Origin of the sequence: Streptomyces sp. Ag109_G2-15, from assembly GCF_900215565.1 — a bacterium.
GTDB classification, from domain to species: Bacteria; Actinomycetota; Actinomycetes; order Streptomycetales; family Streptomycetaceae; genus Streptomyces; species Streptomyces diastatochromogenes.
In genome coordinates this window covers 7,357,672-7,383,130 of sequence record NZ_OCNI01000001.1, presented here as the reverse complement: position 1 = coordinate 7,383,130, position 25,459 = coordinate 7,357,672, and the positions used below count along the sequence as shown (strand labels likewise).

25 protein-coding genes are annotated in these 25,459 nt (G+C 72.0%); 15 read left to right on the top strand and 10 right to left on the bottom strand.

What is annotated here, in order from left to right; genetic code table 11:
- The first annotated feature begins 44 nt into the window (after positions 1-44).
- The 4 genes from CRP49_RS33260 to CRP49_RS33245 all read left to right on the top strand — a co-directional run bounded on the left by CRP49_RS33260 (position 45) and on the right by CRP49_RS33245 (position 3,229).
- The gene (locus CRP49_RS33260; RefSeq protein WP_097256683.1) at positions 45-920 is read left to right on the top strand and encodes a fructosamine kinase family protein; all 876 of its coding nucleotides are present in this window, start codon (positions 45-47) and stop codon (positions 918-920) included.
- A gap of 169 nt (positions 921-1,089) precedes the next feature.
- Positions 1,090-1,281, top strand: coding sequence for a putative ATP-grasp-modified RiPP (gene tgmA, locus CRP49_RS33255; RefSeq protein WP_014670659.1), 192 nt, complete (start codon positions 1,090-1,092; stop codon positions 1,279-1,281).
- A gap of 17 nt (positions 1,282-1,298) precedes the next feature.
- The gene (gene tgmB, locus CRP49_RS33250; RefSeq protein WP_097256682.1) at positions 1,299-2,282 is read left to right on the top strand and encodes an ATP-grasp ribosomal peptide maturase; all 984 of its coding nucleotides are present in this window, start codon (positions 1,299-1,301) and stop codon (positions 2,280-2,282) included.
- Between the two features lie 35 nt (positions 2,283-2,317).
- A complete protein-coding gene (locus CRP49_RS33245; protein ID WP_097256681.1) occupies positions 2,318-3,229 on the top strand; it encodes a Gfo/Idh/MocA family protein in 912 nt (303 codons plus the stop codon).
- Positions 3,230-3,253: 24 nt separating this feature from the next.
- Here the strand turns inward: CRP49_RS33245 and CRP49_RS33240 are convergent, their stop codons facing one another.
- Positions 3,254-3,574, bottom strand: coding sequence for a hypothetical protein (locus CRP49_RS33240; protein ID WP_097256680.1), 321 nt, complete (start codon positions 3,572-3,574; stop codon positions 3,254-3,256).
- 44 nt (positions 3,575-3,618) lie between these two features.
- Positions 3,619-4,527 (bottom strand): GNAT family N-acetyltransferase, encoded by a 909-nt coding sequence (locus tag CRP49_RS33235; RefSeq protein WP_097256679.1) that lies wholly within the window; start codon positions 4,525-4,527, stop codon positions 3,619-3,621.
- Positions 4,528-4,774: 247 nt separating this feature from the next.
- Between CRP49_RS33235 and CRP49_RS33230 the strand changes: the two genes are divergently transcribed.
- Positions 4,775-5,881, top strand: a complete 1,107-nt coding sequence (locus CRP49_RS33230) for a PP2C family protein-serine/threonine phosphatase (protein WP_097256678.1) — start codon at positions 4,775-4,777, stop codon at positions 5,879-5,881.
- Between the two features lie 32 nt (positions 5,882-5,913).
- Here the strand turns inward: CRP49_RS33230 and CRP49_RS33225 are convergent, their stop codons facing one another.
- Complete coding sequence (locus CRP49_RS33225) at positions 5,914-6,354, bottom strand: Lrp/AsnC family transcriptional regulator (RefSeq protein ID WP_097256677.1); 441 nt, start codon at positions 6,352-6,354, stop codon at positions 5,914-5,916.
- 38 nt (positions 6,355-6,392) lie between these two features.
- A complete protein-coding gene (locus CRP49_RS33220) occupies positions 6,393-7,742 on the bottom strand; it encodes a transaminase (RefSeq protein ID WP_097256676.1) in 1,350 nt (449 codons plus the stop codon).
- A gap of 279 nt (positions 7,743-8,021) precedes the next feature.
- Between CRP49_RS33220 and CRP49_RS33215 the strand changes: the two genes are divergently transcribed.
- A complete protein-coding gene (locus CRP49_RS33215; RefSeq protein ID WP_097256675.1) occupies positions 8,022-8,489 on the top strand; it encodes a hypothetical protein in 468 nt (155 codons plus the stop codon).
- A gap of 4 nt (positions 8,490-8,493) precedes the next feature.
- Here the strand turns inward: CRP49_RS33215 and CRP49_RS33210 are convergent, their stop codons facing one another.
- On the bottom strand, positions 8,494-8,703 hold the full coding sequence (locus CRP49_RS33210) for a hypothetical protein (RefSeq protein WP_257033567.1): 210 nt from the start codon (positions 8,701-8,703) through the stop codon (positions 8,494-8,496).
- A gap of 242 nt (positions 8,704-8,945) precedes the next feature.
- Between CRP49_RS33210 and CRP49_RS33205 the strand changes: the two genes are divergently transcribed.
- A complete protein-coding gene (locus tag CRP49_RS33205) occupies positions 8,946-10,196 on the top strand; it encodes a serine hydrolase (RefSeq protein WP_097256674.1) in 1,251 nt (416 codons plus the stop codon).
- A 115-nt stretch (positions 10,197-10,311) separates the two neighbouring features.
- Positions 10,312-11,544 (top strand): cytochrome P450, encoded by a 1,233-nt coding sequence (locus CRP49_RS33200; protein WP_097256673.1) that lies wholly within the window; start codon positions 10,312-10,314, stop codon positions 11,542-11,544.
- A gap of 117 nt (positions 11,545-11,661) precedes the next feature.
- On the opposite strand, the gene CRP49_RS33195 is transcribed toward CRP49_RS33200, so the two are convergent.
- Positions 11,662-13,200: a helix-turn-helix domain-containing protein gene (locus tag CRP49_RS33195; RefSeq protein ID WP_097256672.1), complete on the bottom strand. Its 1,539-nt coding sequence runs from the start codon at positions 13,198-13,200 to the stop codon at positions 11,662-11,664.
- Positions 13,201-13,358: 158 nt separating this feature from the next.
- On the opposite strand from CRP49_RS33195, the gene CRP49_RS33190 reads away from it, so the two are divergent.
- The 3 genes from CRP49_RS33190 to CRP49_RS33180 all read left to right on the top strand — a co-directional run bounded on the left by CRP49_RS33190 (position 13,359) and on the right by CRP49_RS33180 (position 16,208).
- Entirely contained in the window at positions 13,359-13,979 is a 621-nt protein-coding gene (locus tag CRP49_RS33190) for an L-threonylcarbamoyladenylate synthase (protein WP_179851828.1), read from the top strand.
- Between the two features lie 111 nt (positions 13,980-14,090).
- Complete coding sequence (locus CRP49_RS33185) at positions 14,091-14,846, top strand: dienelactone hydrolase family protein (protein WP_097256671.1); 756 nt, start codon at positions 14,091-14,093, stop codon at positions 14,844-14,846.
- A gap of 162 nt (positions 14,847-15,008) precedes the next feature.
- Positions 15,009-16,208, top strand: a complete 1,200-nt coding sequence (locus CRP49_RS33180) for a glycoside hydrolase family 64 protein (RefSeq protein WP_097256670.1) — start codon at positions 15,009-15,011, stop codon at positions 16,206-16,208.
- 48 nt (positions 16,209-16,256) lie between these two features.
- Here CRP49_RS33180 and CRP49_RS33175 read toward each other — a convergent pair whose 3' ends face one another.
- The 3 genes from CRP49_RS33175 to CRP49_RS33165 all read right to left on the bottom strand — a co-directional run bounded on the left by CRP49_RS33175 (position 16,257) and on the right by CRP49_RS33165 (position 19,963).
- On the bottom strand, positions 16,257-18,650 hold the full coding sequence (locus CRP49_RS33175; protein WP_097256669.1) for a M4 family metallopeptidase: 2,394 nt from the start codon (positions 18,648-18,650) through the stop codon (positions 16,257-16,259).
- 193 nt (positions 18,651-18,843) lie between these two features.
- Positions 18,844-19,071: an alpha/beta hydrolase family protein gene (locus CRP49_RS33170; protein WP_373560404.1), complete on the bottom strand. Its 228-nt coding sequence runs from the start codon at positions 19,069-19,071 to the stop codon at positions 18,844-18,846.
- A gap of 64 nt (positions 19,072-19,135) precedes the next feature.
- A complete protein-coding gene (locus tag CRP49_RS33165) occupies positions 19,136-19,963 on the bottom strand; it encodes an NAD(P)/FAD-dependent oxidoreductase (protein WP_107487124.1) in 828 nt (275 codons plus the stop codon).
- Between CRP49_RS33165 and CRP49_RS33160 the strand changes: the two genes are divergently transcribed.
- The 3 genes from CRP49_RS33160 (at position 19,962) to CRP49_RS33150 (ending at position 23,405) form a co-directional block, all read left to right on the top strand.
- Positions 19,962-21,020 carry an NADP-dependent oxidoreductase gene (locus CRP49_RS33160; protein WP_097256666.1) on the top strand — a complete coding sequence of 353 codons (1,059 nt, stop codon included), beginning with the start codon at positions 19,962-19,964 and terminating at the stop codon, positions 21,018-21,020. The genes CRP49_RS33165 and CRP49_RS33160 overlap by 2 nt on opposite strands.
- A gap of 39 nt (positions 21,021-21,059) precedes the next feature.
- Entirely contained in the window at positions 21,060-21,452 is a 393-nt protein-coding gene (locus tag CRP49_RS33155) for a MerR family transcriptional regulator (protein ID WP_097256665.1), read from the top strand.
- 150 nt (positions 21,453-21,602) lie between these two features.
- Positions 21,603-23,405 carry an alkaline phosphatase family protein gene (locus CRP49_RS33150; protein WP_097256664.1) on the top strand — a complete coding sequence of 601 codons (1,803 nt, stop codon included), beginning with the start codon at positions 21,603-21,605 and terminating at the stop codon, positions 23,403-23,405.
- An 89-nt stretch (positions 23,406-23,494) separates the two neighbouring features.
- Here CRP49_RS33150 and CRP49_RS33145 read toward each other — a convergent pair whose 3' ends face one another.
- Positions 23,495-23,788 carry a hypothetical protein gene (locus CRP49_RS33145; RefSeq protein WP_097256663.1) on the bottom strand — a complete coding sequence of 98 codons (294 nt, stop codon included), beginning with the start codon at positions 23,786-23,788 and terminating at the stop codon, positions 23,495-23,497.
- 154 nt (positions 23,789-23,942) lie between these two features.
- Here CRP49_RS33145 and CRP49_RS33140 point away from each other — a divergent pair, with 154 nt between their 5' ends.
- Complete coding sequence (locus tag CRP49_RS33140; RefSeq protein WP_097257671.1) at positions 23,943-25,445, top strand: metallophosphoesterase; 1,503 nt, start codon at positions 23,943-23,945, stop codon at positions 25,443-25,445.
- Positions 25,446-25,459: the final 14 nt, after the last annotated feature.

Genomic DNA, 25,459 nt, shown 5'->3' with positions numbered 1-25,459 from the left:
AGTGCCCTCAGGGGAACCTCATTTGCGGGTCGTACTCTGGGGCCGTGGTCAACGGAGACGAGGATGCAGGGCAGGCGGCGTCCCGCCTCACCGGGCGCCGGGTCACGGCTGCGCGGGCGCCGTCCGGATCGCCCGCCGAGGTGATGCTCGAAGGCGGTACGGCGGTGATGGTCAAGCGTGGCGACGCGCCCGGCGCCGTACGGGCCGAGGTGACCGGGCTGCGCTGGCTCGGCGCTGCGGGTGCGGTCCGGGTGCCGGCGGTGCTCGGCCATGACGAGCGGTGGATGGTCACCGAGCGCGTGCCGACCGGGCAGCCCGACGGCGTGGCGGCGACGCGTTTCGGCCATGCCCTCGCGGCCCTGCACGCCGCCGGGGCGCCGGCGTTCGGCGCGCCGCCGCCGGGCGGGCCCGAAGAGGCGTACATCGGCCTCGCGCCCATGCGCAACGCACCCGGGGGCGACTGGCCCGGCTGGTACGCCGAGCACCGGGTGCTGCCGTACCTGCGCGGTGCGGTCGACGCCGGCAACCTGCGGACCGCGGAGGCGGCCGTGGTCGAGCGGGTCTGCGAGCGGCTCCCGGAACTCGCCGGGCCGGCCGAGCCGCCCGCCCGGCTGCACGGCGACCTGTGGAACGGCAATGTGCTGTGGGGCGCCGACGGGGAGGTCCGGATCATCGACCCGGCCGCGCACGGCGGGCACCGGGAGACCGACCTGGCGATGCTCCAGCTGTTCGGCTGCCCGCATCTGGACCGGGTGCTGGCCGGGTACCAGGAGGCGGCGCCGCTGGCCGACGGCTGGCGGCGGCGCGTCGGCCTGCACCAGCTCTTCCCGCTGCTGGTGCACGTGGTGCTGTTCGGCCGCGGCTACGCCGAACGGACCCTCGCCGCGGCCCGCGGCGCGCTCACGGAACGAACGGAATGAAGGGCACCGCAGGCCCGCGGGCGGAGCGCGCAACTCCCCTCGCCTGCGGCGACGTCCTCCTACCTGACGCCCCGAACGGCCCCGCTCCGGACCCCGGTCACGGAGCGTAAGGAAACCAACCACCCGTTCGATTCGTATAAGGACGTGAAAGCCGAATCAGGGAGAGACCATGCAACCGTTCACGCTCAACTACGCGCGCCCCGCTGTGCAGTTGGACGTCACCGCTCCGTACGCGTACGACTCCGGACTGCAGTTGAACGTCCTCCCGGACGGGCGGATCGCCGCCACCGACCACGCGACTTTGCGAGCACTGGGGACGACGACCTCCACGGCCGGCTCCAAGACGCACTTCGACGACTGAACGCGGGCCGACGGAAGATGACCGTGCTCATCCTGACCAGTGAAGAGGACGTGACGGCGGACATGGTGGTCCTCCGGCTGGGCGAGGCCGGCGTGCCCGTCGTCCGGCTCGATCCCGCCGACCTCACCAACGGCGTGGCGTTGTCGGGCGAGTACGTGCAGGGCGCCTCCCGCGGACACCTGTCCGTGGGCGGGCGCCTGGTGAGCATGAGCGGCCTGCGCTCCATCTGGGTGCGCAGGCCGGGAGACGCGGCCACGCGCGCCGCCCAGCCCTCCGCCTGGCTGACGGAGGAGTCCGCCCAGGCGCTCTACGGCATGCTGCGCTGTACCGGCGCGCGCTGGATGAACCATCCGGACGCGGCCCGGCGGGCCCGCCACAAGCCCTGGCAGCTGCGGCTCGCCCAGCTCAGCGGGCTCGCCGTGCCGGCCACGCTGATCACGACGTTTCCACAGGCGGCCCGGGAGTTCGCCGAGCGCTTCCCGGATCTGGTGGTCAAGCCCGTCTCCGGCGCGCACCCCCAGGAGCCGCCGCGGGCGGTGCCCACCAGCCGGGTCGCGCCGGACGCCGACTTCGCCGCCGTCGCCTTCGGTCCGACCCTGCTGCAGCGGCGGATCCCCAAGCGGGCCGACATCCGGCTCACGGTCGTCGGCGAGCGGCTGCTGGCCGCGCGCAAGCCGGCCGACCCGGACGGCCACCCCGACGACGTCGACGTCCGGTTCGCCCCGTCGGTCTCGCCCTGGCTCCCGGCCCAGGTACCGCCGCGCGTCGCCGAGGCCGTCCAGCGCTACATGAAGGACGCCGAACTCGCGTACGGTGCCTTCGACTTCGCGGAGGACGCGGACGGGATCTGGTGGTTCCTGGAGTGCAACCAGTCGGGCCAGTTCGGCTTCGTCGAGATGGACACCGGCCAGCCGATCGCCGAGGCCATCGCGCGATGGCTGGCCGGGGACGGGGACCAGACGCTGCCGTACGTCGACGGCGACCGGGACACGGCCTCGTGAGACCGTGGCGACCGGTCAGGAGAAAGGAACGCGAGATGCGCATCGGACTGCTGGGAACGGGCCCGTGGGCCCAGGCGGCCTACGCCCCCGCGCTCGCCGGGCACACCGGCCTGGACTTCGCCGGGGTGTGGGGCCGCCGCCCGGAGGCGGCCACCGCGCTGGCGGAGCGGTACGGCGTGCCGGCGTACGACGACGTGGACGCGCTGCTGGCCGACGTGGACGCGGTGGCGGTGGCCCTTCCCCCGTCCGTGCAGGCCGAGTTGGCGGTACGGGCCGCGCGGGCGGGACGGCATCTCCTGCTGGACAAGCCCCTGGCCCTCGGCGTCGCCGAGGCGCGGGCCGTGACCGGGGCCACGGAGCGGGCCGGGGTGGCCTCGGTGGTGTTCTTCACCACACGCTTCCAGAAGGAACCGGAAGCCTGGATCGACGAACAGGCCGCCGCGGCGGGCTGGTTCACGGCGCGGGCGCAGTGGCTGGGGGCGGTGTTCACCAGCGACAGCCCGTTCGCGGCCTCCCCGTGGCGGCGGGAGAAGGGCGCGCTGTGGGACGTGGGACCGCATGCCCTGTCCGTGCTGCTGCCGGTCCTCGGCGACGTACGGCAGGTCCTGGCGGCGGCGTACGGCCCCGCCGACACCGTGCACCTGGTCCTCGACCATGCCGCCGGCGCGTCCAGCACGCTCACGCTGAGCCTGACGGCACCACCCGCGGCGGCCGGCGCCGACCTCGAACTGCGGGGTGAGGCCGGCGTGTCGCTCCTGCCGAGAAGCTCCGAGGGCGCGGTCCCCGCCCTCACCCGCGCCGCGGACGCCCTGCTCACCGCCCACCGCACGGGCCGCCCACACCCCTGCGACGCCGCGTTCGGCCTGCGGGTCACCGAGATCCTCGCGACGGCGGAGGCCAAGCTGACCGGGGAGTCGGTCGACCAGCCCCCGGCCGCCCTGGCCTGATCCTCCAGTCCTCCTCAGTCCTCCTCAGTCCTCCTCGAACGGTTCGTCGCTCCACCGGAACCAGGCCCGGTCCCCCTCGATGTGCAGCAGGAACTCGGAGACCGGGCCGTCCGGGGAGGAGAGCGAGACATGGCGCCGTATCTCGTCGTACGCGGACTCCCACTCGTCCCAGCTCTCCTCGTCCAGCAGGGCCAGCTCACGGGCGAAGAGATCCTGTACGGCGGCGAAGCCGGGGCCGGTGGTGAATCTCCCCGACAGCCAGGGGAAGTCAGCCTCGTCGATCACGATCTCCCCGACGGAGTCCTCCCCGGCGCCCACCCGCCACACCTCGCCGTCGAACCCCATGGCCCCTCCCCCGTTCAGCCGCTGTCGATCACTTCCTCAGCATGTCACCCGGCACTGACAACGGGCTCGGCCCAGAAGTTGAGGCGCTCCCGTACGACGGGGTAGCCGGCCCTGGTGAAGTGTGCGGCCATCGGGAAGTTGCCCTGGTCGGTGGCGCCGGCGATGAACTCGGCGCCGTGTTCGGCGAGGAAGTGGGTGCACTCGGCGAGGAGGTCGTAGGCGTAGCCGTGGCCGCGGTGCTCCGGCAGGACGCCGATGAATCCGATGCACGGCCCGTTCGAGTTGCGGGCCGGGATGTGGATGCCGACCGGTTCGCCCCCGGGCGTGCGGGCGAACTGCCACCACTCGCGCGGCGAAGGGAACCAGTGGAAGATGTCGAGTTCCTCCTGGGCGGCCTGGTCCACTCCGCCCTGCTCGATGGCCCGGCGAGCGTGGGCGTCCAGGGTGACGGAGTGGATGCGGCGCAGGGCGTCGAAGAAGACCGTGTCGTCCGGTTCGGCGGAGAAGACCAGGCGTCCGGGGCGCTCGGGCAGGCCCTGGTCCGGGGTCCAGCGGTACAGGAAGCGTTCCACCAGGGGTTCGTATCCGGCCTTGCGGGCGGCGGCGGTGCGGGTGGTGACGGCGGCGGTCAGACCGGGGAGATCGCGCCAGCCGGCCGGCAGGTCGAGTTCGAGTTCCTCGGTGCGCCAGGGCGCCGTCCGCAGGAGTTCGGCCCCCGCGTCCTCCTCGCCCTCGGCCACGTCGAACCAGTTGATGACGAGCGGCTCGGGGTCCTCGGGCCGGGCCCACCAGGCGGCGCGGGCCACGACCCGGCCGTCGCGCAGGGCGACCCGCTTCCAGTCGTGGCGGTACCAGGTCTGCCGGTGCTTCTCGCGCAGGCGCAGCGGGTCGGGCAGGGTGCCGAAAAGGTGAGCACTGCTCTCGTCGAGCGTGCGGATGACCACATCGGTCATGGATTCCTCCGGGATGCGTGCTGCGTACAGCGGGGACGCGCTCCCGGTCAGACGTGTTACGCCCGAGGAACGGGAAGGCGGGAGCGCTGGATGACTGCGGACTGCATGGCGCTCGCCTCCTTCCGGCCGTCTCGGGCGTGCCGCACACGCTAGAGGGACCGCCGGCCGGGTGTCGACCGCTTTTTCGCGGTGCACCCCCGTTCTTCCGGCGATGCGCCCCGTCCCGGCGACGGCGTAGCGTGGGGATGTGCGATCGGTGCGCGGCTCGTCGTCGCGTCGGAACCGGGAGGAGCGCGGCTGGCTGCGGGGCGCGCCACCGCCGCGATGGGTGCGGGTGCTGCCGGTGGCGCTGCTGGTGACGGTGACCGCGGCCACTTTCATCACCCCCCACGCGGGCGATCTCGGCTTCCTGCTGGGCGCGATCCCACCGCTCGCCGTCCTGTCGTACGGGCCGGTGGCGACCGCCGTCCTGGGCGCCCTGGTCGTCGCGGCGCTGAACATCCCGGCGACGCACCTGAACCGTCCCGGCAACACCGATCTGCTCACCATCGTGTTCGTCGCCCTGCTGAGCGTGTTCCTCTCCCATGTGCGCAGGCTCCGGGACGCCCAGCTGGTCATGGAGCGGGCGATCGGCGAGGCCGTGCAGCAGGCCGTGATGCCGCCGCTGCCGGAGCGCGTCGGGCGAGTGGGGTGCACGGGCTTCTACCGGGCCGCCCAGGACGGGACGCTGGTGGGCGGGGACTTCTTCGACGTGCGGGCGGGGCCGCACGGCGTCCGGGCGGTGATGGGGGACGTACAGGGGCACGGGCTGTCGGCGGTCGCGACGGTGGTGTCGCTGCTGGGCGCGTTCCGGGAGGCGGTGCTGGATCAGCCGGACCTGGAGTCGGTCGCGGCCCGCATGGACCGCAGGCTGGCGGTGGACTCGGGGGACGTGCGGTACAGGGAGCTGTTCGCGACCGCGGTGCTGCTGGAGTTCACACCCGACGCACGGGCGGTGCGGGTGGTCGCCTGCGGTCATCCGGCGCCGGTGCTGCTGCACGGCGGGCGGTCCCACGAGGTGGCCGTCACGGCGGCTCCCCCGCTGGGCCTCGGGCTGGCCGACGCCGATCCCCCCAAGGAGGTCACCGTGCCGCTCGGGCCGGGCGACCGCCTGCTGCTGGCCTCCGACGGCGTCTGGGAGGCCCGGAACGCCTCCGGCACCTTCTATCCGCTGCCCGAGCGGCTGTCCGGCATCGCGGACACCGTCTCCGGCGACCTGGCCGAAGCCGTGTGGGCCGACCTCGGGCTACAGCATTTCGACGTCCGCGACGACGCCACCCTGCTGGTCCTGACCCCCGTGCCGCCGGGCACCTGACCCGGCCCCCCGTGCCTGTACGGACACACGGGTCAGCCCACGTCCCACAGGAACCGGTGGGTGTGGATGCCGAAGTACGGGAAGGACTGGATCTCGCGGACGCCCTCGAGGGGCCGCACCACGTCGTTCACGAAGTCCAGCAGGTCCTTGGGGCCCGGCGCGACCACCTCCGCGAACAGGTCGAACCCGCCGGAGGTGAGCACCGAGTAGACCACCTCGGGGCGCTCGGCGAGGGCGTCGGCCACGATGCGCGGGTCGCCGTCGACGCCGATGCCGAGCAGGGCCATGGCCTGGCCGCCCATGGCCATCGGATCGGTGACGCCGACGACCTGAACGGCCCTGGAGTCCAGCAGGCGCTGCAGGCGCTGGCGGGCCGCCGAGGCGGACAGTCCGACCTTCGGGCCGAGGTCGGCATAGGCGATACGGCCGTCGGTCTGCAGCTCGCGCAGGATGGCCCGGTCGATCTCGTCCACGACTCTCCTTTCATGCGTCCCCGGGTGAACGTGCCGGCTCAGCCGACCAGTTCGGCGAGGGCCGCGGCGAAGACCTCGGTGTGCGTGTCGACGTCCTGCTCGGTGGTGTCGGGGCACATGAGCGCCATGTTGTGGAACGGGGTCAGCAGGATGCCCCGGTTGGCGAGGTAGAGGTGGAGGAAGTCCTCCAGCTCCGGGTCGGCGGCCGCCGCGGACTCGGTGCCCGTGCGGGGCACCGGCGAGGTGAAGCGGTACTCGGTGCGGGCGCCGAGGCGGCTGACGGACCAGGGCAGGTGGTGGGCCTCGATGCCGGCCCGGACGCCCGCCTCGAAGCGCTCGGAGAGCTTCGCCATCCGGGCGAAGGCCTCGTCGGTGAGCACATGCTCCAGGGTGGCCCGGGTCGCGGCGATGGACAGCGCGTTGCCAGCGAGGGTGCCGCCGACGCCGCCCATGTCGACGAGGTCCAGGTCGGCGCGGTCCAGCAGCCGCTCGGCGAGGTCCGCGGAGAGGCCGTAGGCGCCGGCCGGGATGCCGCCGCCGATCGCCTTGCCGATGGTGAGCAGGTCCGGCTCCAGGTCCCAGGCGGCCGTGCAGCCGCCGGGGCCCGCGGAGAAGGTGTGGGTCTCGTCGTTGATGAGCAGGGTGCCGTACCGCCTGGTCAGGTCCCGGACGCCCGCGAGGTAGCCGGGCTCGGGCAGGACGATGCCGATGTTGGTGAGCGCGGGCTCCATCAGGACGGCGGCGACGTCCCCGTGGGCCAGCTCGCGCTCCAGACCGGCGAGATCGTTGAACTCGGCGACCCTGCTGGTCAGGGTGACGTCACAGGGGGCTCCGACGTTTCCGGGGCGGGCGGTGCCCCGGCCGTCCGGGCCGACGACGATCAGCGACTCGTCGACGCTGCCGTGGTAGCAGTAGCTGTTGACCAGGATCTTCGGGCGCCCGGTGACGGCCCGGGCGAGCCGGATCGCCCACCGGTTGGCGTCGGTCGCGGTCAGCGAGAAGCTCCAGCGGGCCAGGCCGAAGCGGCGGGTCAGCTCGGCGCCGACCCACTCGGCGTCCTCCGTGGGCAGCATGGCGGTGGCCCCGCCCAGACCGGCGTACCGGCGGTCGACCGCCTCGGTGACCGCGGCGGGCGAGTGACCGGCCATCGCGCCCGTGTCGCCGAGGCAGAAGTCGATGTACTCGTGCCCGTCCACGTCGGTGATCCGGGCGCCACGCGCCCCGGCCAGATAGCGCGGGAAGGCACCGGCCGTCTTGTTCATCCAGGTCATCGGCACCCGGCCGAAGAGGTGGTCGGCCCGCGCGTAGGCCTCCTGGGAACGCGGGTTACGGCGCTCGGCCTCGGCGCTCTCGCGGGCCAGGAGGGCGTGCAGACGCGTGCGGTCCATGGGGTACCTCGATGCATGCCGGGGACGGAAGGGTCTGAGCGTACGAGCGAAAACGTGATGACATCAAGAGCTGACGCTCGAATCGATTGTCGCCACACTCGAATCAAGCGTCGCCCTGACGCTCGGCCGGCCTGGTGGTGATGCCCCAACTGCCTGACCATTGTCCGATGTTCGAACGCAATGTCTTAAACGCCAGGGTTCGCCACCCCTTCCGCCACGTAGAAATATCTATCAGCATGCATATGCCGGGTTGGGGTGCATGATCACGCGGAGCGGTGGATGACGAACACGATGTGGATGCGGGGCGTGGAGTGGCTCGCCGCGGCGGCGGCCGATCCCCGCGCGTGCAAGTGGCGGTGGGACCACGGCGAGGGCATCGCGCTGCTGGAGGCGGGCCGCTTCTGGGACGTGCTGAGCGTTCCCGAGCGGCTCGGGCTGCTCACCCTGGACCTGCTGTGGCGGCCCGCGCTGCCCGTGCCGGGGCCGACCCTGGTGGACACCGCCGCGGGGCGGGTCGGGTTCTTCCTGCCGCCGGACCCGTCCGGGGGCTGGGTCGGCGCCGGCCTGCGGTACGCGACCAAGGGGTCCTGGGTCGCCGTACCGCCGCCGTACCGGCCCGCCCGCTCCCTGGAGTGGCTGGTCCCGCCGGACGGCACCGGCGCGCTGCACACGCCCGGCGCGCTGGAGGGGGCGCTGCGGGAGGCCAACGGCACGCTGGCGGTTCTCGCGCCGATGTGCGGGCCGTAGCGGATCAGGAGCGTTCGGGCTCGGACCGGATGCGCAACGCCAGCCCGGCAAGGGTGACCCAGTGCACCTCGCGTTCCGCGGGGACGGTGCGTCCCTGGGCCCGCCACTCCGCCACGAGTTGGGCGTAGATCGGCTCTCGGGTCCGGTCCGCCGGGGCCCTGCGGCTGCTTCGATCCCTGCGGTCCGTCCGGTCCGCGCGGTCGATGACGTCCATGCCGGGGCAACGCCCGGGCCGCGTCTGTGGCACGCTCCCGCTCCGCCCGCTCACCGGGTCGGGTGAGCACACCCCTCGAACGAGGCCTTCCGCCCGTCCGACAAGCATCCCGGAGCAGGCGGCTCATGCCGTCGAGGGACGCACCCGGCCGACAGGCGGCGCCAAGTGGGCGCTCCTATGCTGGGGAGGCAGGGCTCCGACGTCTCGCCCACCGCACGTTCTCCCGTGCTTGGAGTCAGCCCATGTCGCATTCTTCCGCATGCCTGCGCAGGGGAGCCGCGGTCGCCGTCGTGGTGGGGACGCTGCTGGTGCCGCTCGGCGGCGCTCCCGCGGGGGCGGCGCCGGCGTCCGTAGCCGCCGCGTTCGCCGCCGACCCGCCCACCCCCTCCCCTTCGGGGACGGAGGTCCGCACGCTCACCCCGGATGTGGCCCGCCAACTCGACGCCGCCGTGCAGAAGGTGATGACCGAGGCGCACGTGCCCGGGGTGACGGTCGGCATCTGGACGCCGCACCAGGGCAGTTACGTCAGCTCGTTCGGTGTCGCCGACAAGAGCAGCGGCCGGCCGATGACTCCGGACCTGTACATGCGGATCGGCAGCGAGACCAAGACCTTCACCGTGACGGCGCTGCTGCAACTGGTGGACCAGGGCAAGGTCGGCCTGGACGATCCGATCGGCAAGTACGTCGACGGGGTGCCGAACGGGGACGAGATCACGCTGCGGCAGCTCGCCGGGATGCGCAGCGGGCTGTTCAACTACTCCCAGGACGACGACTTCTACAAGGCGCTCACGTCCGATCTGCAACGCAGCTTCACGCCCCAGGAGTTGCTCGCCTACTCGTTCAAGCACCCGGTGCTGTTCCAGCCGGGACAGAAGTTCTACTACTCCAACACCAATCTCATCCTGCTCGGCCTGGTCGTCGAGAAGGAGAGCGGGCAGCGCCTCGGCGACTACATCCGTCAGCACGTCACCGAGCCGGCCGGGATGACGAACACCCTCTTCCCGACCGGCGCCGAGTTCCCCTCCCCGCACGCGCAGGGCTACACGAACCAGACGGCCGACGGAAAGATCGCGGACACGGCCGGCTGGAACCCGTCCTGGGGGTGGGCGGCCGGCGCGATGATCTCGAAACAGGAGGACCTGCGGGTGTGGGCGCGCACGGTGGCGACCGGCCAATTCCCGGACGGCAGCCGGATGATCAGCGCGGCCACGCAGAAGCAGCGGCTCATCACCCCGGCGACGCCGATCCCGGGAGCCGGGTACGGGCTGGGCATCTTCAATGTGCAGGGCTGGATCGGCCACAACGGATCGCTTCCGGGCTACGAGTCCCTGACCGTCTATCTCCCTGCGGCACAGGCGACCCTCGTGGTCCTGCTCAACACCGACATCGACCACAACGGCCAGGAACCGAGCACCCTGTTCGGCGAGGCGATCACCAAGATCGTCTCCCCCGACCACGTCTTCAACCTGCCGGCCGAACCCGCGGCCAGGTAAGCGCTCTCACCTGGGACGGTTTCCGGCCAAGTCGAGAATGCGCTGTTCGCCTGTCGGCCGGTGCCGCTGTGTACTGGAGGTGCCTCGCGAGAGCCGACCAGCCAGGAGAGCCGTCGTGACCGTCACCGACCGCATCCCGCTCGACCCGTTCGGCACCGACATCGCCGCGGAGAGCGCCCGGCTGCGCGCCCTCGGCCCGGTCGTGCCCGTGGAACTGCCCGGCGGCATCCCCGCCTGGGCGCCCACCGGGTACGACGTCCTCAAGGAACTGATCCTCGACCCCCTGGTGAGCAAGGACGCGCGCCGGCACTGGCGGCTGTGGCCGGAGACCGCCGAGCGTCCCGCCTGGAGCTGGATCGTGACCTGGGTGGGTGTGGTCAACATGCTGTCCACCTACGGTCCCGACCACACCAGACTGCGCAAGCTGGTGGCGCCGAGCTTCACGCACCGGCGCACCGAGGCGCTGCGCCCGCGGGTGGCGGCCATCACCGCCGAGCTGCTGGACGCGCTGGCGGCCGAGGGCGCCGACGGCCGTGCCGTCGATCTGCGGGCCGGGTTCGCCCATCCGCTGCCCATGCGCCTGATCTGCGAACTGCTTGGTGCGCCCGAGGAGTTGCGCGAGGACGCGGCACGGCTCATCGCCGACATCTTCGACACCTCCGACCCGAGCCCGGAGCACGCGGCGTCCGTGCAGGAGCGGATCGGCACGGTGCTGGGGGCGCTGCTCGCGTACCGGCGCAAGGATCCGGGCGACGATCTCACCACGGAGCTGATCCGGGTCCGGGACGAGGACGGCGACCGGCTCTCCGACGAGGAGCTGCTGCACACGCTGCTGCTGGTGGTCGGCGCCGGGTTCGAGACCACCGTCAATCTCATCGGCAACGCGGTCGTCGCCCTGCTGACGCATCCGGCGCAGCTGGCGGCGGTGCGCTCCGGGGAGGTCGACTGGGAGGGGGTGGTCGAGGAGACGCTGCGGGTGCACCCGTCGGTCGCCGCGCTGCCGCTGAGGTTCGCGGTCGCGGACCTGAAGGTCGGGGGCGTGACGATCCCGGCCGGGGACGCGATCATCACGACGTACGCGGCCGCCGGCCTGGACCCGGCGCGCTACGGGCCGGACGCGGCCGGTTTCGACGCGGCGCGCGGCGCCGACGACCATCTGGCGTTCGGGATCGGCGTGCACCGCTGCATCGGCGCTCCGCTGGCCCGCATGGAGGCGCTGACGGCGCTGCCCGCGCTGTTCGCCCGCTTCCCCGGGCTGCGCCTGGCCGTCGGCCCCGACGAGCTGCGGCAGGTGCCGTCGTTCATCGCCCACGGCTGGCAGGAGGTGCCGGTCCGGCTGGACGGCTGAGACACGTGCGGGGCTCCGACCGGTCCCCCGTTCCGGTCGAGCCCCGCGCCTGCTGAACCTACGCGCGGGGCACGGCGGTGGGTATCGCACCGGTGCCCTTTCCGGACCGGCGAGGACTCACTTGTGCACAGGGGAGTCCGGTTGGCCCTGGTTCGCCCCGCCGACGGCGGGTGTGGCGAGGGCGCCGGTGGCCAGGTGGGCGAGGACGACCTCGTACAGGTCGCTGCCCATCGCCAGCAGCTGGCGTTCCAGGACCGGTTCGGCGGCCCGGACGTGGTCGCGTACGGTCTGGGCGTGCACGCCCAGGTCCCGGGCCGTGCGTTCGGCGTTCGAGTCCGCGGCGATCCAGGCGCGCAGGGTGCCGCGCAGGTCCCGGCCGTCGCCGTCCAGGCGGCCGAGGAGGTCCTGCGCCCAGGCCCGCAGCGCGGCCGAGGCGAGCAGGTCACCAAGCCCGTCGGGAGCCGGCTGCGGGGCCGTGCCGTCGGGGTCGTACGGGCCCTGCACCGCCTCGGTGTTGAGCGCGAGGTGGGCGGCGGCGCGGGTGGTGAGGCGGGAGAAGTCGGTGCCGAGCAGCGCCTCGACGCGGTCCATGCGGGCGCGGACGGTGTTGCGGCTGACGCCGAGGACCTTGGCCGCGTTGACGGCGGTGAACTCCAGGCCCAGCCGGGTCGTGGCGAGCAGTTCGGCGCGGATGTGGTGGGGCAGTGTGTCGAGGGGGCGCAGCACGCCCGCGGACCAGGCGCGCAGGGCGACGGGGTCCATGAGCCGTTCGGGGTGGGTCCGTTCGGCGTAGACGGCCGTCTGGTCCGGGCGGAAGCGGGCGACGGCGAGGGCGCTGATGGCCTGCCCGTAGGCGGTGGCGGTCCGGGCGAGGCGCTGGCGCAGGCTGCCGCCGAGGAAGGTGCCCGGCCGGCCGTCGACGAGGGAGCGCAGCCGGTCCCCCGCCGACGGCTGGGGGCTGACGACGATGACGTGCCCGTCCATCGCGGGGCAGCGCACGACGAGTGCCAAGCCGTCGGTGATGTGCGCGCAGGCGTCGGCGAGTGCGTCCCGCTCGGCGGGGGAGACCTCGACGACGTAGACGCGCGCGGTGTCCTCCTCGAGCAGGCCCGGCCACAGCCCGGCCGCGACCCGGCGGGCGGAGACGGTGTCCTCCACCATCAGCAACTGCAGGATGGCCAGCCGCAGGTCGGCCGTGGCCCGGCGCAGCCGGCGCCCGTCGTCCGTCAGCTTCCTCTCCCTCAGGAGCAGTTCGAGCACGGACGCGGTGCGGTTCACGATGTCGGCGGCGCGCCGGTCGAAGGGTTCGGGGCGGGCCACGGCGAGCACCTCTCCCACCGCCGGGCCCTGTTCGGGGTGGCGTATCCCGACCATGCGGACATGGCGTTCGCCGTCCTCCAGGGCGGCCGCGGAGATCCGGCCCGTGACCACGTCGGCGAGCACACCGCCGTCGAGCGGCAGGCGCTCACCCGCGAGGAGGCCGCCGTGGGCGTCCTGGAGGCAGACCGTCGCCCCGACGGTCCGCCCGAGCCAGGTGACGACCCGGCGGGGGTCGCGGCCGGCGGGACGCAGATGGTCGAGCAGCTGCTCCGCCCACGTGGTGTCGGGGTCCTGCGGCTGCTGGGCGTGGGGGCCCTCGTCGGCTCGGCCGGCCACGTCACCCTTCTCCTCGTCGTCGGTTTGACCTCGGCTTTCGAATCTGGACGTTACCCCAAGAGACGACGGCGCTCAGGTCGGCACCGGACCGCACCGGCATCACGCACGGCACGCCGCCGCTGCGCGCACGGCGCCCGGGGACGGCATAAGCTCGGCGGATGGCGAAGTACTTCGACGTGCACCCCGAGAACCCGCAGCCGCGCAGCATCACCCAGGTCGCCGACGCGGTGCGCTCGGGTGCGCTCATCGCATACCCCACCGACTCCTGCTACGCGCTCGGCTGCCAGTTGGGCAGTCGGGACGGCATCGACCGGATCCGTTCGATCCGCCACCTGGACGACCGGCACCACTTCACGCTGATGTGCCGGGACTTCGCGCAGCTCGGCCAGTTCGTCCGCGTCGACAACGACGTGTTCCGGGCCGTGAAGGCGTCGACTCCCGGCAGCTACACCTTCATCCTGCCGGCCACCCGCGAGGTGCCGCGCATACTGCAGCACCCCAAGAAGAAGACCGTGGGCGTGCGCATCCCCGACCATGTGGTGACCCAGGCCCTGCTGGCCGAGCTGGGCGAGCCGCTGCTGTCCAGCACGCTCCTGCTGCCCGACGAGGAGGAGCCGATGACCCAGGGCTGGGAGATCAAGGACCGGCTCGACCACGCGGTGGACGCGGTGGTCGACTCCGGGGACTGCGGCACCGAGCCGACCACGGTCGTGGACTTCTCCAGCGGCGAGGCGGAGATCGTGCGGCGGGGCGCCGGGGACACCGCTCGGTTCGAGTGAGGGCGGGAGTCCGGTCCCGCGGGTGTGGATCTTGCGTGGCAGCATGGGACGTACACGCAGCACGGAGGGGCTTCCGCCTCCCGCCGCTGACTCCTCAGGAGGCTTCTCAGCATGACCGCCGTACAGGGAACAGCCGTCGACATCCCGACCGAGGACGGCACCGCCGACGCCTACCTCGCCCACCCCGCGGACGGGAACCCCCGTCCGGGCGTCCTGCTCTACCAGGACGCCTACGGCCTGCGGCCGCAGCTGAGGGCGATGGCCGACCGGCTCGCGAGCGCCGGTTACACGGTCCTGGTGCCGAACGTCTTCTACCGGCACGGCCGCACCCCGATCGGAGAGATCCCGGAGTTCATCGACCCCGCGGCCGACCCGACCATCTGGGAGCGGATCGGCCCGGTCATGGCCTCCCTCACCGCCGAGCAGACCAAGCGCGACGCGGACGCCTATCTGGGCTGGCTGGCCGACAGCCCCCTGGTCGCCGACGGCCCGGTCGCGCTCACCGGTTACTGCATGGGCGCCCGCCTGGCCCTGCGCACGGCGGCCACCCACCCCGAGCGGGTGGCCGCGGCGGCCGGCTTCCACGGCGGCCGGCTGGCCACCGACGCGCCGGACAGCCCGCACCGCGGCGCCGAGCACATCACCGCGGAGCTGTACTTCGGCCACGCCGACCAGGACCATTCCATGCCCGAGGAGCAGATCCGGCTCCTGGCGGACACGCTCACCGCCGCCGGCGTACGGAACACCTGGGAGGTCTACCCGGGGGCGCAGCACGGCTACACGCAGGCCGACACCCCCGCCTACAACCGCGAGGCCGACGAGCGGCACTGGGCGGCCCTGCTCGATCTGCTGAAGCGCGCCTTCTGAGGCCGGAGGGCGCCCGCCGTGCGACGGGCGCCCCCGGATCCCGTCCCACTCGATTCCCGTCCAACTCATTGACATGCACGCACCCGACCGCAACCCTGAGAGCGCTCTCAAGCAGGTACGGACCAATGTCCGTACGACCCCGACCCCACACGGAGGTGGAGAGTGCCCCCCAGCATCACGCGCCCCGCGCTGCCCCTGGCGGCCGCAGCGGCCCTCGTCGGCGGCCTGCTCACACTGGTCGCGCCGGACCACGCCGGCGCCGCCGTGCCGGACACCATCCCCCTGAAGATCACCAACAACTCGGGCCGCTCCGACCCGGTGTACGTCTATGACCTCGGCACCCAGCTGTCCTCGGGACAGCAGGGCTGGGCCGACGCCAACGGCACCTTCCACGCCTGGCCCGCAGGCGGCAACCCGCCGACTCCCGCGCCGGACGCGGCTATCGCGGGGCCCGCAGCCGGGCAGTCGAAGACGATCCGGATACCGAAGTTCTCCGGCCGGATCTACTTCTCCTACGGCCAGAAGCTCGACTTCCGGCTGACCACCGGCGGGCTGGTGCAGCCGGCCGTGCAGAACCCGTCCGACCCCAACCGGAACATCCTGTTCAACTGGTCGGAGTACACGCTGAACGACTCCGGGCTGTGGCTCAACAGCACCCAGGTGGACATGTTCTCGGCGCCGTACGCGGTCGGCGTGCAGCGGGCCGACGGCAGTGTGAGCAGCACCGGGCACCTGAAGTCCGGTGGCTGGACCGGGTTCTTCAACGCGCTGCGCGGACAGCCGGGCGGCTGGGCCAACCTGATCCAGACGCGCTCCGACGGCACCGTGCTGCGCGCCCTGTCCCCGCTGTACGGCGTGGAGACCGGGGCCCTGCCGGCGAACGTGATGGACGACTACGTCAACCGGGTGTGGCAGAAGTACGCGACGTCGACCTTGACCGTCACCCCGTTCACCGACCAGCCGAACACCAAGTACTACGGCCGGGTCTCGGGGAACGTCATGAACTTCACCAACTCCTCCGGCGCGGTCGTCACGAGCTTCCAGAAGCCGGACGCATCGAGCATCTTCGGCTGTCACAAGCTGCTCGACGCGCCCAACGACCAGGTGCGCGGCCCCATCTCGCGCACGCTGTGCGCCGGTTTCAACCGCTCCACCCTGCTGGTGAACCCCAACCAGCCGGACACCTCGGCGGCGAACTTCTACCAGGATCCGGTGACCAACCACTACGCGCGCAAGATCCACGCGCAGACGGCCGACGGCAAGGCGTACGCCTTCGCCTTCGACGACGTCGGGAACCAGGAGTCGCTGGTCCATGACGGCGGCCCGCAGCAGGCGTATCTGACGCTGGATCCGCTCTCCTGACATGCCGCGGTCCCGCACCCACGGGGGTGCGGGACCGTGACGGGGGACTCAGCCGGTCGTCAGAGCGGTGTCGTCCACGACGAAGCTGGTCTGGAGCGAGGAGTCCTCGACTCCGTTGAACTTCAGCGTGACCGTCGAGCCCGCCAGCGAGGACAGGTCGAAGGACTTCTGGCTGTAGCCGGAGGCCTTGTTGAGGTTCGAGTAGGTGGCCAGGGTCTTCGAACCCGCGGTCACCGTCAGCTTGTCGTACTGGGTGCTGGTGGTGGTCTCCGCGGTGTCGATGTGCAGGTAGAAGGTCAGGGTCGCCTTGCAGCCCGCGGGGATCGTCACCGACTGGGACAGGGTGTCGGTGTGCGAGGAGCCGTAGCCGTCGAGCCAGGCCTTGTAGGAGCCGCTGTGGGCCGCCTCACCGCTGTCGGTGCCGATGACTCCGCTGGTCGCCGTCCAGCCGGTGCTGCCCGACTCGAAGCCCGGGTTGCTCAGCAGCTGGGTCGAGGAGCAGCCGCCGCCGGTGGGGTTGACCGTCCAGCCGAAGGTCGCGGTGCCGGTGGCGCCGGTGGAGTCGGTCACCGTGACCGTGGTGCTGGAGGAGCCCGCGGTGGTGGGGGTGCCGGAGATCAGGCCGGTCGAGCTGTTGATCGACAGGCCGGCCGGCAGCCCGGAGGCGCTGTAGGTGAGGGCACCGCTGTTGGTGCTGCTCGCCTGGATCTGCAGGCTGACCGCGGTGCCGACGGTGGCGGTCTGGCTGCCCGGGTTGGTGACCGTCACCCCGCTGCTCGGCGGGTTGATGTGGCTGCCGACGTTGATGCCGGCGAAGGCGTTGCCCACCCCGGCGTACTGGGTGGAGTTGGTGCCGTAGAGGGCCGCTGCCGCGTTGAGGGCGGCGGTGCGGGCGGCGGCGTAGTCGGTGCTGGACGTCATGTACGTCGTCAGCGCCTTGTACCAGATCTGCAGGGCCGCGGCCCGGCCGATGCCGGTGACGGCGACGCCGTCGGAGGTCGGGCTGTTGTAGGTGACGCCGTTGATGACCTTGGTGCCGCTGCCCTCGGAGAGCAGGTAGAACATGTGGTTCGCGGGGCCCGAGGAGTAGTGCACGTCCAGGTTGCCGACGCCGGAGTACCAGCTGTCGGCGGATCCGCCGTCCTTGCTCGGCTTGTCCATGTAGCGCAGCGGCGAGCCGTCGCCGTTGATGTCGATCTTCTCGCCGATGAGGTAGTCGCCGACGTCCGAGCTGTTGTTGGCGTAGAACTCCACGCCCGTGCCGAAAATGTCGGAGGTCGCCTCGTTCAGGCCACCGGACTCGTCGCTGTACTCGAGGCCCGCGGTGTTGGAGGTGACGCCGTGGGTCATCTCGTGGCCGGCGACGTCCAGCGAGGTCAGGGCGTGGGTGTTGCCCGAGCCGTCGCCGTAGGTCATGCAGAAGCAGCTGTCGTCCCAGAAGGCGTTGACGTAGCCGCTGCTGTAGTGGACGCGCGAGTAGGCGGCGACGCCGTCGTTCTTGATGCCGCTGCGACCGAAGGTGTTCTTGTAGAAGTCCCAGGTCGTCTGGGCCCCGTAGGCCGCGTCAGCCCCGGCGGTCTGGGTGTTGGAGCCGGACCCGTTTCCCCAGACGTCGTCGGAGTCGGTCATCAGGGTGCCGGTGCCGGAGGTGCCGTTGTTCAGGCTGTAGGTCTTGTGGCCGCCGCGCGTGGTGTCGTACAGCTGGTACGTCGAACCCGACAGCGTGGTGGTGAGGCTGACCGAGCCGCTGTACTGGGTGTTGCCGGTGCCCGTCTTGATCGCCTGGTAGCGGTACAGCTCCTTGCCGGTGGTGGCGTCGGTGATGACGTGGAGCTGGCTGGGCGTGCCGTCGTCCTGGAAGCCGCCGACCACCGTCTCCCAGGCGAGCTTCGGGGTGCCGTGGCCGGCCCAGATCACCTTGCGGGCGCTGTCGGTGGTGGGCTTCTTCGCGTCGAGGGCCTTGGCTGCCTTGAGGGCCTTGGTCTCGGCGGCGGACTTGGTGAAGGTCGCGGTGGTGGAAGTGACCTTGATCTTCTGCTTGTTGTTGAAGGTCGTGCTCACGGTGCCCGCGGCCAGGGAGGCGGGCGGGGTGTGCACGACGAGGTCGCCGCCCAGGACGGGGAGGCCGGCGTAGGTGCGCTCGTAACGCGTGTGCAGCGTGCCGTCGTTGTCCTTGACGACGTCCTTGACGACCAGCTTCTCCTGCGCGCCGAGCCCGAGGGTGCGGGCGGTCGCGGCGGTCTTCTCCTTGGCGCTCTTGATCAGCGCGGAGTGCTGGGCGGGGCTGAGCTTGGCCTCCAGGCCTCCGGTGCGAACGGGGCTGGGGTGGGGGCCTGCGGGCTTGGCGGTCGCCGGAACCGACTGGATGCCGACGGCGAGGAAGGCGGCGGTGGAGACCAGTGCGGCTCCGACCGTGGCCCGTCTGTGGGGAAGACGTCTCACTCGTACTCCTCCTGCTGCGGCCGCCGGGTCGCGGCCGGTGACAGACCGGGCAGACGGGTGTGCTGCCCGGGACGAGCTGAGCTGTGCGGGGACCGTGATCCGTGCACACACCTTGGAGGATCCGTGTGCGGGGGGAGGATTTCAGCTTTGACTCGCACATGTCAGCCACGTCGGGGTCAATCGAGGGTTTTCCCTATACGGACGGGGCAGCCCGGGACACTCCCGCCGGTCTGGCCCCCAAGTGCTCCCGCAGGAAGCGGGCCTGATGGTGCAGCAGGTCGCCGGTGAGGTCGGTGCCGATCGGCTGGTGTCCGGTGCCGGGCAGGAGCAGCACCTCATGCGGGCGGCCCGCCGCGAGCAGCGCCTCGGACAGGAGCGGGGTGTGGGCGGGCCGGACGTTGGTGTCGGCGAGGCCGTGGATCAGCAGCAGGGGGCGGGTGAGCCGGTGCGCCTCGTCGAAATCGCCCAGCCCGGGGTCATGCCCGTCAAGCGCCTTCCGCTCGACCGAAGCCGCGGGCGCCGAGTGTGGCGTAGCGGGCGGACAGGTGGATCATGTCGCGTTCCGCGCCCTCGTGCAGCCACTGCCGGTAGATGCCCGCTGCCCGGCCGGGGTCGAGGGCCCGGGCGGCGGCCGCCGCGGTCAGTGAACCCGCCGTCCAGCCGGACAGCAGGGCCCGCAGTACGCCGTGCGAGGAGGCCGGGTCCAGCAGGACGCCCGCGTCGCCCGTCACGAACCAACCCGGCCCGGCGGGCTCAGGGCACAGCCGCCAGCTGACGTCCGCCGCACGGGCCGGGGCCTCGGACTCCAGCCCGGCGAACTCCCGCGGCGGCCCGTACTTCCGCCCCCGTCGTGGAACGAAGTCCAGCCGCATCCACTGGTACCGCGCGGGCCCCACCCGTGCGGTCCATGTCCAGCCGGTGTCGTCGGCGACGATCGCGGGCGCCGCGTCACGCTGCGCACAGGCCCCGCTCGCGTAGCCGTACCAGATCAGCAGCCGCGGTGAGCACGGCGGCGCGGTCAGGTCGAGGGCGCGGCTCAGCCAGCGGGCCCGCCCGGTCGCGTCGATGACTGTCCGCGTCCGCAGGGGCGGCCATGCCCCGCCCGAGAAGCGGACGCCGGTCACTGCCCCGCCCGCCACCACGGGCTCCAGGGCCCGGCAGCCGAGGCGGACCTCCGCGCCCGCCTGGCGCGCCCGGTCCAGCAGGAGTGCGTCGAGGCGCTGCCGGTCCACCTGGAAGCCGTGCCAGGGGCCGTTGGTCGGCAGGGTCGGGTTGACCTTCACGTAGGGGTCAATGTCTAGCGTCGCCCGCATGACGTCCTTCACCACGAGCGCGTTGCCGCCTGCCTCTTCCCGCCTCCCCCGTACCGGTGTGGAGGTCCGACTCGCCGCACGGCCCGACGGGTTCCCCACCCCCGACCACTTCCGGATCGTCACGACGACCGTCCCCGACCCCGCACCGGGCCAGGTCCTGGTGCGCAACCTGTTCATGTCCCTCGATCCCGGCATGCTTCTGCTGATGTCCGGCGGCTCCCAACTGCCCATGCCCGGCTACGAGGTGGGAGAGGTGATGTACGGGAACGCCGTCGGCGAGGTGGTCGCCTCGGCGGATCCGTCGTTGAGCGAGGGCGACGTGGTGGTGCACCGGCTGGGCTGGCGGGAGTACGCGGTGGCCGGTGCGCAGGGGTTCCGCCGGGTGGACGAGAGGGCCTACCCGAGCCCGTCCATGCACCTGGGCTTCGGGCTGGTCGCCTACGTCGGGCTCATGGAGGCGGCTCGACTGCGGCCCGGGGACACGGTCTTCGTCTCCAGTGCGGCGGGGGCCACCGGGGGCCTCGCCGGGCAGATCGCACGGCTCAAGGGCGCGGCCCGGGTGATCGGCAGCGCGGGATCGCCGGAGAAGGTGGCCCACCTGACCGGCACGCTCGGGTTCGACGCGGCCTTCGACTACCACGACGGTCCCGTACTGGACCGGCTGCGCGCGGCCGCGCCGGACGGCATCGACGTGTACTTCGACAATGTGGGCGGCGAGCAGTTGCGGGCCGCCGTCGAGGTCATGAACGTGCACGGCCGCATCGCGGTGTGCGGGGCGCTCAACCGGCAGCGCACGGGCCGTCCCGACGACGGGCCCGGTGACCTGCTGAGCGTCGCGGGCAAGCGCCTGACGATCCGGGGCTTCACCCTCTTCGACCACCTGGACCGGGCCGCGGAGTTCGGTGAGCAGTTCCGCGGCTGGCTGCGCGAGGGATCCATCGTCTACGACGAGACGGTGGTCGAAGGGCTGGCCGGCGCGCCGCAGGCGCTCCTGGACCTGGTCGGCGGCCGGTACACCGGGAAGACCGTGGTCCGCCTCACCGATGCGGCTGGGTGAACGCCGGTAGCCTGAGCGGGAGTTCGGAGGGGGAGACAGATGCTGATCGGCGAGCTGGCGGCACGGACGGGCACGACGACCCGCGCCCTGCGCTACTACGAGGAGCAGGGCCTGCTGGAGTCCGCCCGGACGTCGGCCGGCTACCGCGTCTACGACCCGGCCGCGGAGACCCGGGTCCACAACGTCCGCGACCTGCTGGCCTCCGGGTTCACCGTCGAGGACGTGAAGTCGTTCGTGCGGTACCTCGACACCGATCTGCCGGAGGTCTTCGCCTACTCGCCGGCGTGCGCCGACAACTATGGCGTGGGCGCACGCCGGGTGGCCGAGCTGGAGGAGAGGATCGCGGCGCTCACGAGGATGCGCGACGCCCTCGTCCATCGAATGCCCTGGCTGGCGGCGCCCGGCGAGGCCGCACAGCAGGGCGCCGCCTGACCGACACCATGCCAACTTGTCTGGTCAAGTTTGGCATCGGTTCTTCCGTTCGACAGCGTGGACCGATACCCATGTCCCGTTCATCGTGCACAGCCGGGCCGTACGGCCCACCCCCTCACGACACCCTCTTGAACGGGACGAGGTACACGCATGCGACTGCGCTGGAGATCCCTCGGCGGGCTGCTGGCCCTCCTCGGCGCACTGATCGTCTGTACTCCCCCGGCCCACGCGGCCGGGAGCAGCGGCAATCTGATCGTCAACGGCGATGCGGAGGCCGGCGGCTACTGCACCGACGACTGGGCCGCGGCCACCACGGTGCCCGGCTGGACCACCGAGGCCGGCGGCCCGGACGTCATGTGCCACACCGCCGGGTCCTTCGGGCTGCCCGGCGACGGCAAGGCCCCCGGCAAGGCCTTCTTCGGGCCCGGCAACTTCGGTGACGGCTCGATGTCACAGACCGTGGACGTCTCCTCGGCGGCCGCCGCCGTCGACGGCGGCGGCGTGAGCTACAACCTCTCCGGCTGGCTCGGCGGCTGGACGACCTACGGCGGTTATGTCGCGGTCGGCCTGCACTTCCACGACGCGAGCGGCCACCCGCTCGGCGCGACGGCCAAGCTGCCGACGGTCTCGGCGTCCGACCGGGGCCTGGCCACCAAGTTCCTGTCCCGCAGCGCCACCGGCCCGGTGCCCGCGGGGACCCGGTCGATCCAGGTCGAGGTGCAGTTCCTGTCGACGTCGCACGAGACCGGCTACCTCGACAACCTCTCCCTCACCCTGAACACCCCGGTCACCTCGCCGGCCCCGCTCGCCCCGCCCGCGTCGCAGGTGCCCGGCTACGACCACGTGTTCATGGTCATGATGGAGAACACCGACTACTCGGCGGTCATGAACGACCCGGCCGACACGCCCTACATGCACAGCCTGATGACCCAGGGCGCGACGCTGACCGACTTCCACGGCGTCTACCACCCGAGCGACGAGAACTACCTCGCCGTCGCCGGCGGCGACACCTACGCCAAGGGCGCCACGTACTGGCCCAACATCAACTCCCCGCAGCGCAACCTGGGCGACACCCTGGAGGACGCCGGGAAGAGCTGGAAGGCCTACGAACAGGGCATGGGCACGCCCTGCAACACCAAGAACAACAACGACAGTTACTACGAGCCCGACGACGCCCCGTTCATCAACTACACCGACATCAGCGGCAACGCGTCGCGCTGCGCCGCCCACCTGTTCGACACCTCGCAGCTGACCACCGACCTGCGGTCGGCCGCGACCACACCGAACTTCTCCTGGATCGCCGCCGACGACTACTACGACGGCGGGGCCTCCGGCAACGGCAACGCCACCAGCCTCAAGACGCAGGACGGCTGGCTGAAGCAGACCCTCGCCCCGGTGCTGTCCTCCCCCGCCTGGACCCAGCAGCGCTCGCTGCTCGTCCTGACCTGGGACGAGAGCAACAGCGAGGCGTACAACCACATCGTCACCACGGTCGTCGGCTCCCAGGGCACCGTCCCGGCCGGGACCAACAGCCCCGTCCACTACGACCACTACGGCATCGCCCGCACCATCGAGGCGGCCCTCGGCCTGCCCGGCCTGACGGCCAACGACACCTACGCGACGCCGCTGAACGCCGCCTTCGCACCGTCCACCGTGACGGCACCGACGCTCACCGGCGACCTGAACGCGGTCGCGAACGGCGGCAACGTCACGTTCCGGTACGCGGTCCCGTCCGCCGCGCAGGTCAGCGCGAAGAACTGGATCGGCATCTACCCGGCCGGGGTCACCCCGGGCCAGAAGTCCGCACTGACCTGGGCCTACACGCCCAACGCCAGCGGCGCGGCCACCTTCTCCACCGGCAAGCTGAGCGGCGCGGGCAAGTACGACGTGTACTACCTCGCCAATGACGGCTACTCGGTGCTGGCCGGACCGTTCTCACTGACCGTGGACTGATCGGATCCACCCTCAGTTCGGCGCGCCGGGCTGAACCCGGGGCAGCGGGTCGAGCCGCACCGAACGCGGGTCGGCCAGGTAGGCGTCGATCAACTCGGCTGCCATGACCTGCTGTTCCCGGGCCTCCACCGGTCTGAGGGTGTCGGCGAGTCGCCGCAGGCGGCCCTGAGGGTCGCCCTGACCGGGGCATGCAGACCGGACGTGTCGAGGACGGTGAGCAGGTGGGTCAGGACGGTCTGGTCGGCCGTGTGCCGCACCCCGTCCCGGCCCGGCACCCGCGCGTCCTCGCGCTCCTCGGCGCTCAGCCAGGGCGTGGCCGGCAGAGCGGCCACGACGTCCCGCACGCCCGGCATGGCCGGGTCGACGGAGTGCTGCCAGGCCACGCGGCCGAGCCGGGCGGGGTTACGAGGTCGAGGAAGTCGGGGGCGGAGGTGTTCTCGCCGGTCATGCGGGCCTCTCGGCCGGTGCGGGTCCGGGACGCATCGTGCCAGGCCCCACCCTGCGCACCGTGATCGGATCGTTGTTACCGTGCACCGCGTGTCTGACTCCTCACGCGATACCGCACAGGGCGCCGGCTGGGGCCCGTCCGAACGCGGCACCTACCAGCAGCTCATGCCCGGCCACGTCGAGAAGCTGTCGTGGCTGAACCCGAAGACCCTGTTGGCCGCCCGCAACGGGGTCCTTTCGTCCTGGTTCGGTGACCCGACGGGCCGTACCCGCAGCCGCCTGGTGGCCCGGCAGGCCGAGGCGGGAACACCCGCCGACAAGGTGGTCCGGCGGGAGGTGCCGGACCGGTTCTCCTTCATGGTCTTCGGCGACACCGGCGAGGGCGACGACTCCCAGTACGCCGTCGTGCCAGGCTTTCTGAAGGTGAGTCAGGACACGGAGTTCGCGGTGATCGCGAGCGACGTCATCTATCCCGTCGGCAGCGCGGACGACTACGGCGTCAAGTTCTTCCGGCCGTACCAGGACTACCCGGCGCCCATCTACGCGATCCCGGGCAACCATGACTGGTACGAGGACCTCGGCGCGTTCATGCGCGTCTTCTGCGCCGACGCCCCGCCGCCCGCCCCCGAGCCCGCGACCCGCCCGCTCGGCCGGGCCTGGTGGCGTGCCCTGCTCTGGCACCGGGCACGCCCGGCGGACGGGCAACACCTCGCCGACGCACGGAAGTTGAGGTCGGCTCCGGGACAACAGGCCGTACAGCCGGGGCCGTACTGGGCGATCGACGCCGGTCCGGTGCGGATCGTCGGCATCGACACCGGGCTGCTGGGCACGATCGACGCCGAACAGGGCGCCTGGCTGCGGGAGGTCTCCCGCGGGCCGAAGCCGAAGATCCTGATCACCGGCTCGCCGCTGTACGTGGACGGCGAGCACCACCCCTGCGCCATCGAGGGCGGCGGCACGGTCGACGACATCGTCCGCGACCCGGCGCACCACTACGTGGCCGCGATCGGCGGCGACATCCACAACTACCAGCGCTACCCGGTCGACGTGGACGGCCGGACGGTCCAGTACGTGGTCGCGGGTGGCGGCGGCGCGTTCATGCACGCCACGCACACCATCCCGCGGGTGTCGGTCGCGGGCGTCACCGAGCGGGCCTTCCGCTGCTATCCGCTGCGCGGCGACTCGCTGGCCTTCTACAGCCGCCTGTACGGCCGCCGCCTGCGCCTGCGCCGCTTCTTCACCCTCACCGATTCCGAGGCGACGGCCGTCGTCGCCGAACGGCTCGGCATCGAGCCGGGCCGGGCGCCCAGCCCGGACACCCGGGTCACCCGACGCACCCGCCTGGTCGCGAGCCTGCTGGGCACCGGCGGCCGCCCCGACCACGCCTCCCGCTTCCGGCTGCCCGTGCGCAAGATCTACACCCAGCTGTTCTCGCCCGCCTCCGACACCTACAGCCCGCCGTTCTTCAAGTGCTTCCTGCGCCTGGACGTCACCCCGGAGGCGGTACGGCTGCGGTGCTTCGCGGCGACGGGCAAGCTCGCCCAGGAACTCGATCCGCCGGTCGAGGACGAGGTCACCATCCCGCTGAACTGATCACACGGTTGTCA

What these genes read in the sequence shown, in the direction of transcription:
- CRP49_RS33185 (WP_097256671.1), top strand. Translation starts at nt 14,091, where the DNA reads ATGACCGCCGTACAGGGAACAGCCGTCGACATCCCGACCGAGGACGGC.
- CRP49_RS33240 (WP_097256680.1), bottom strand. Translation starts at nt 3,574, where the DNA reads ATGGGGTTCGACGGCGAGGTGTGGCGGGTGGGCGCCGGGGAGGACTCC.
- CRP49_RS33160 (WP_097256666.1), top strand. Translation starts at nt 19,962, where the DNA reads ATGACGTCCTTCACCACGAGCGCGTTGCCGCCTGCCTCTTCCCGCCTC.
- CRP49_RS33245 (WP_097256681.1), top strand. Translation starts at nt 2,318, where the DNA reads ATGCGCATCGGACTGCTGGGAACGGGCCCGTGGGCCCAGGCGGCCTAC.
- CRP49_RS33205 (WP_097256674.1), top strand. Translation starts at nt 8,946, where the DNA reads ATGTCGCATTCTTCCGCATGCCTGCGCAGGGGAGCCGCGGTCGCCGTC.
- tgmA (WP_014670659.1), top strand. Translation starts at nt 1,090, where the DNA reads ATGCAACCGTTCACGCTCAACTACGCGCGCCCCGCTGTGCAGTTGGAC.
- CRP49_RS33220 (WP_097256676.1), bottom strand. Translation starts at nt 7,742, where the DNA reads ATGGACCGCACGCGTCTGCACGCCCTCCTGGCCCGCGAGAGCGCCGAG.
- CRP49_RS33235 (WP_097256679.1), bottom strand. Translation starts at nt 4,527, where the DNA reads ATGACCGATGTGGTCATCCGCACGCTCGACGAGAGCAGTGCTCACCTT.
- tgmB (WP_097256682.1), top strand. Translation starts at nt 1,299, where the DNA reads ATGACCGTGCTCATCCTGACCAGTGAAGAGGACGTGACGGCGGACATG.
- CRP49_RS33190 (WP_179851828.1), top strand. Translation starts at nt 13,359, where the DNA reads ATGGCGAAGTACTTCGACGTGCACCCCGAGAACCCGCAGCCGCGCAGC.
- CRP49_RS33210 (WP_257033567.1), bottom strand. Translation starts at nt 8,703, where the DNA reads ATGGACGTCATCGACCGCGCGGACCGGACGGACCGCAGGGATCGAAGC.
- CRP49_RS33165 (WP_107487124.1), bottom strand. Translation starts at nt 19,963, where the DNA reads ATGCGGGCGACGCTAGACATTGACCCCTACGTGAAGGTCAACCCGACC.
- CRP49_RS33150 (WP_097256664.1), top strand. Translation starts at nt 21,603, where the DNA reads ATGCGACTGCGCTGGAGATCCCTCGGCGGGCTGCTGGCCCTCCTCGGC.
- CRP49_RS33155 (WP_097256665.1), top strand. Translation starts at nt 21,060, where the DNA reads ATGCTGATCGGCGAGCTGGCGGCACGGACGGGCACGACGACCCGCGCC.
- CRP49_RS33215 (WP_097256675.1), top strand. Translation starts at nt 8,022, where the DNA reads ATGACGAACACGATGTGGATGCGGGGCGTGGAGTGGCTCGCCGCGGCG.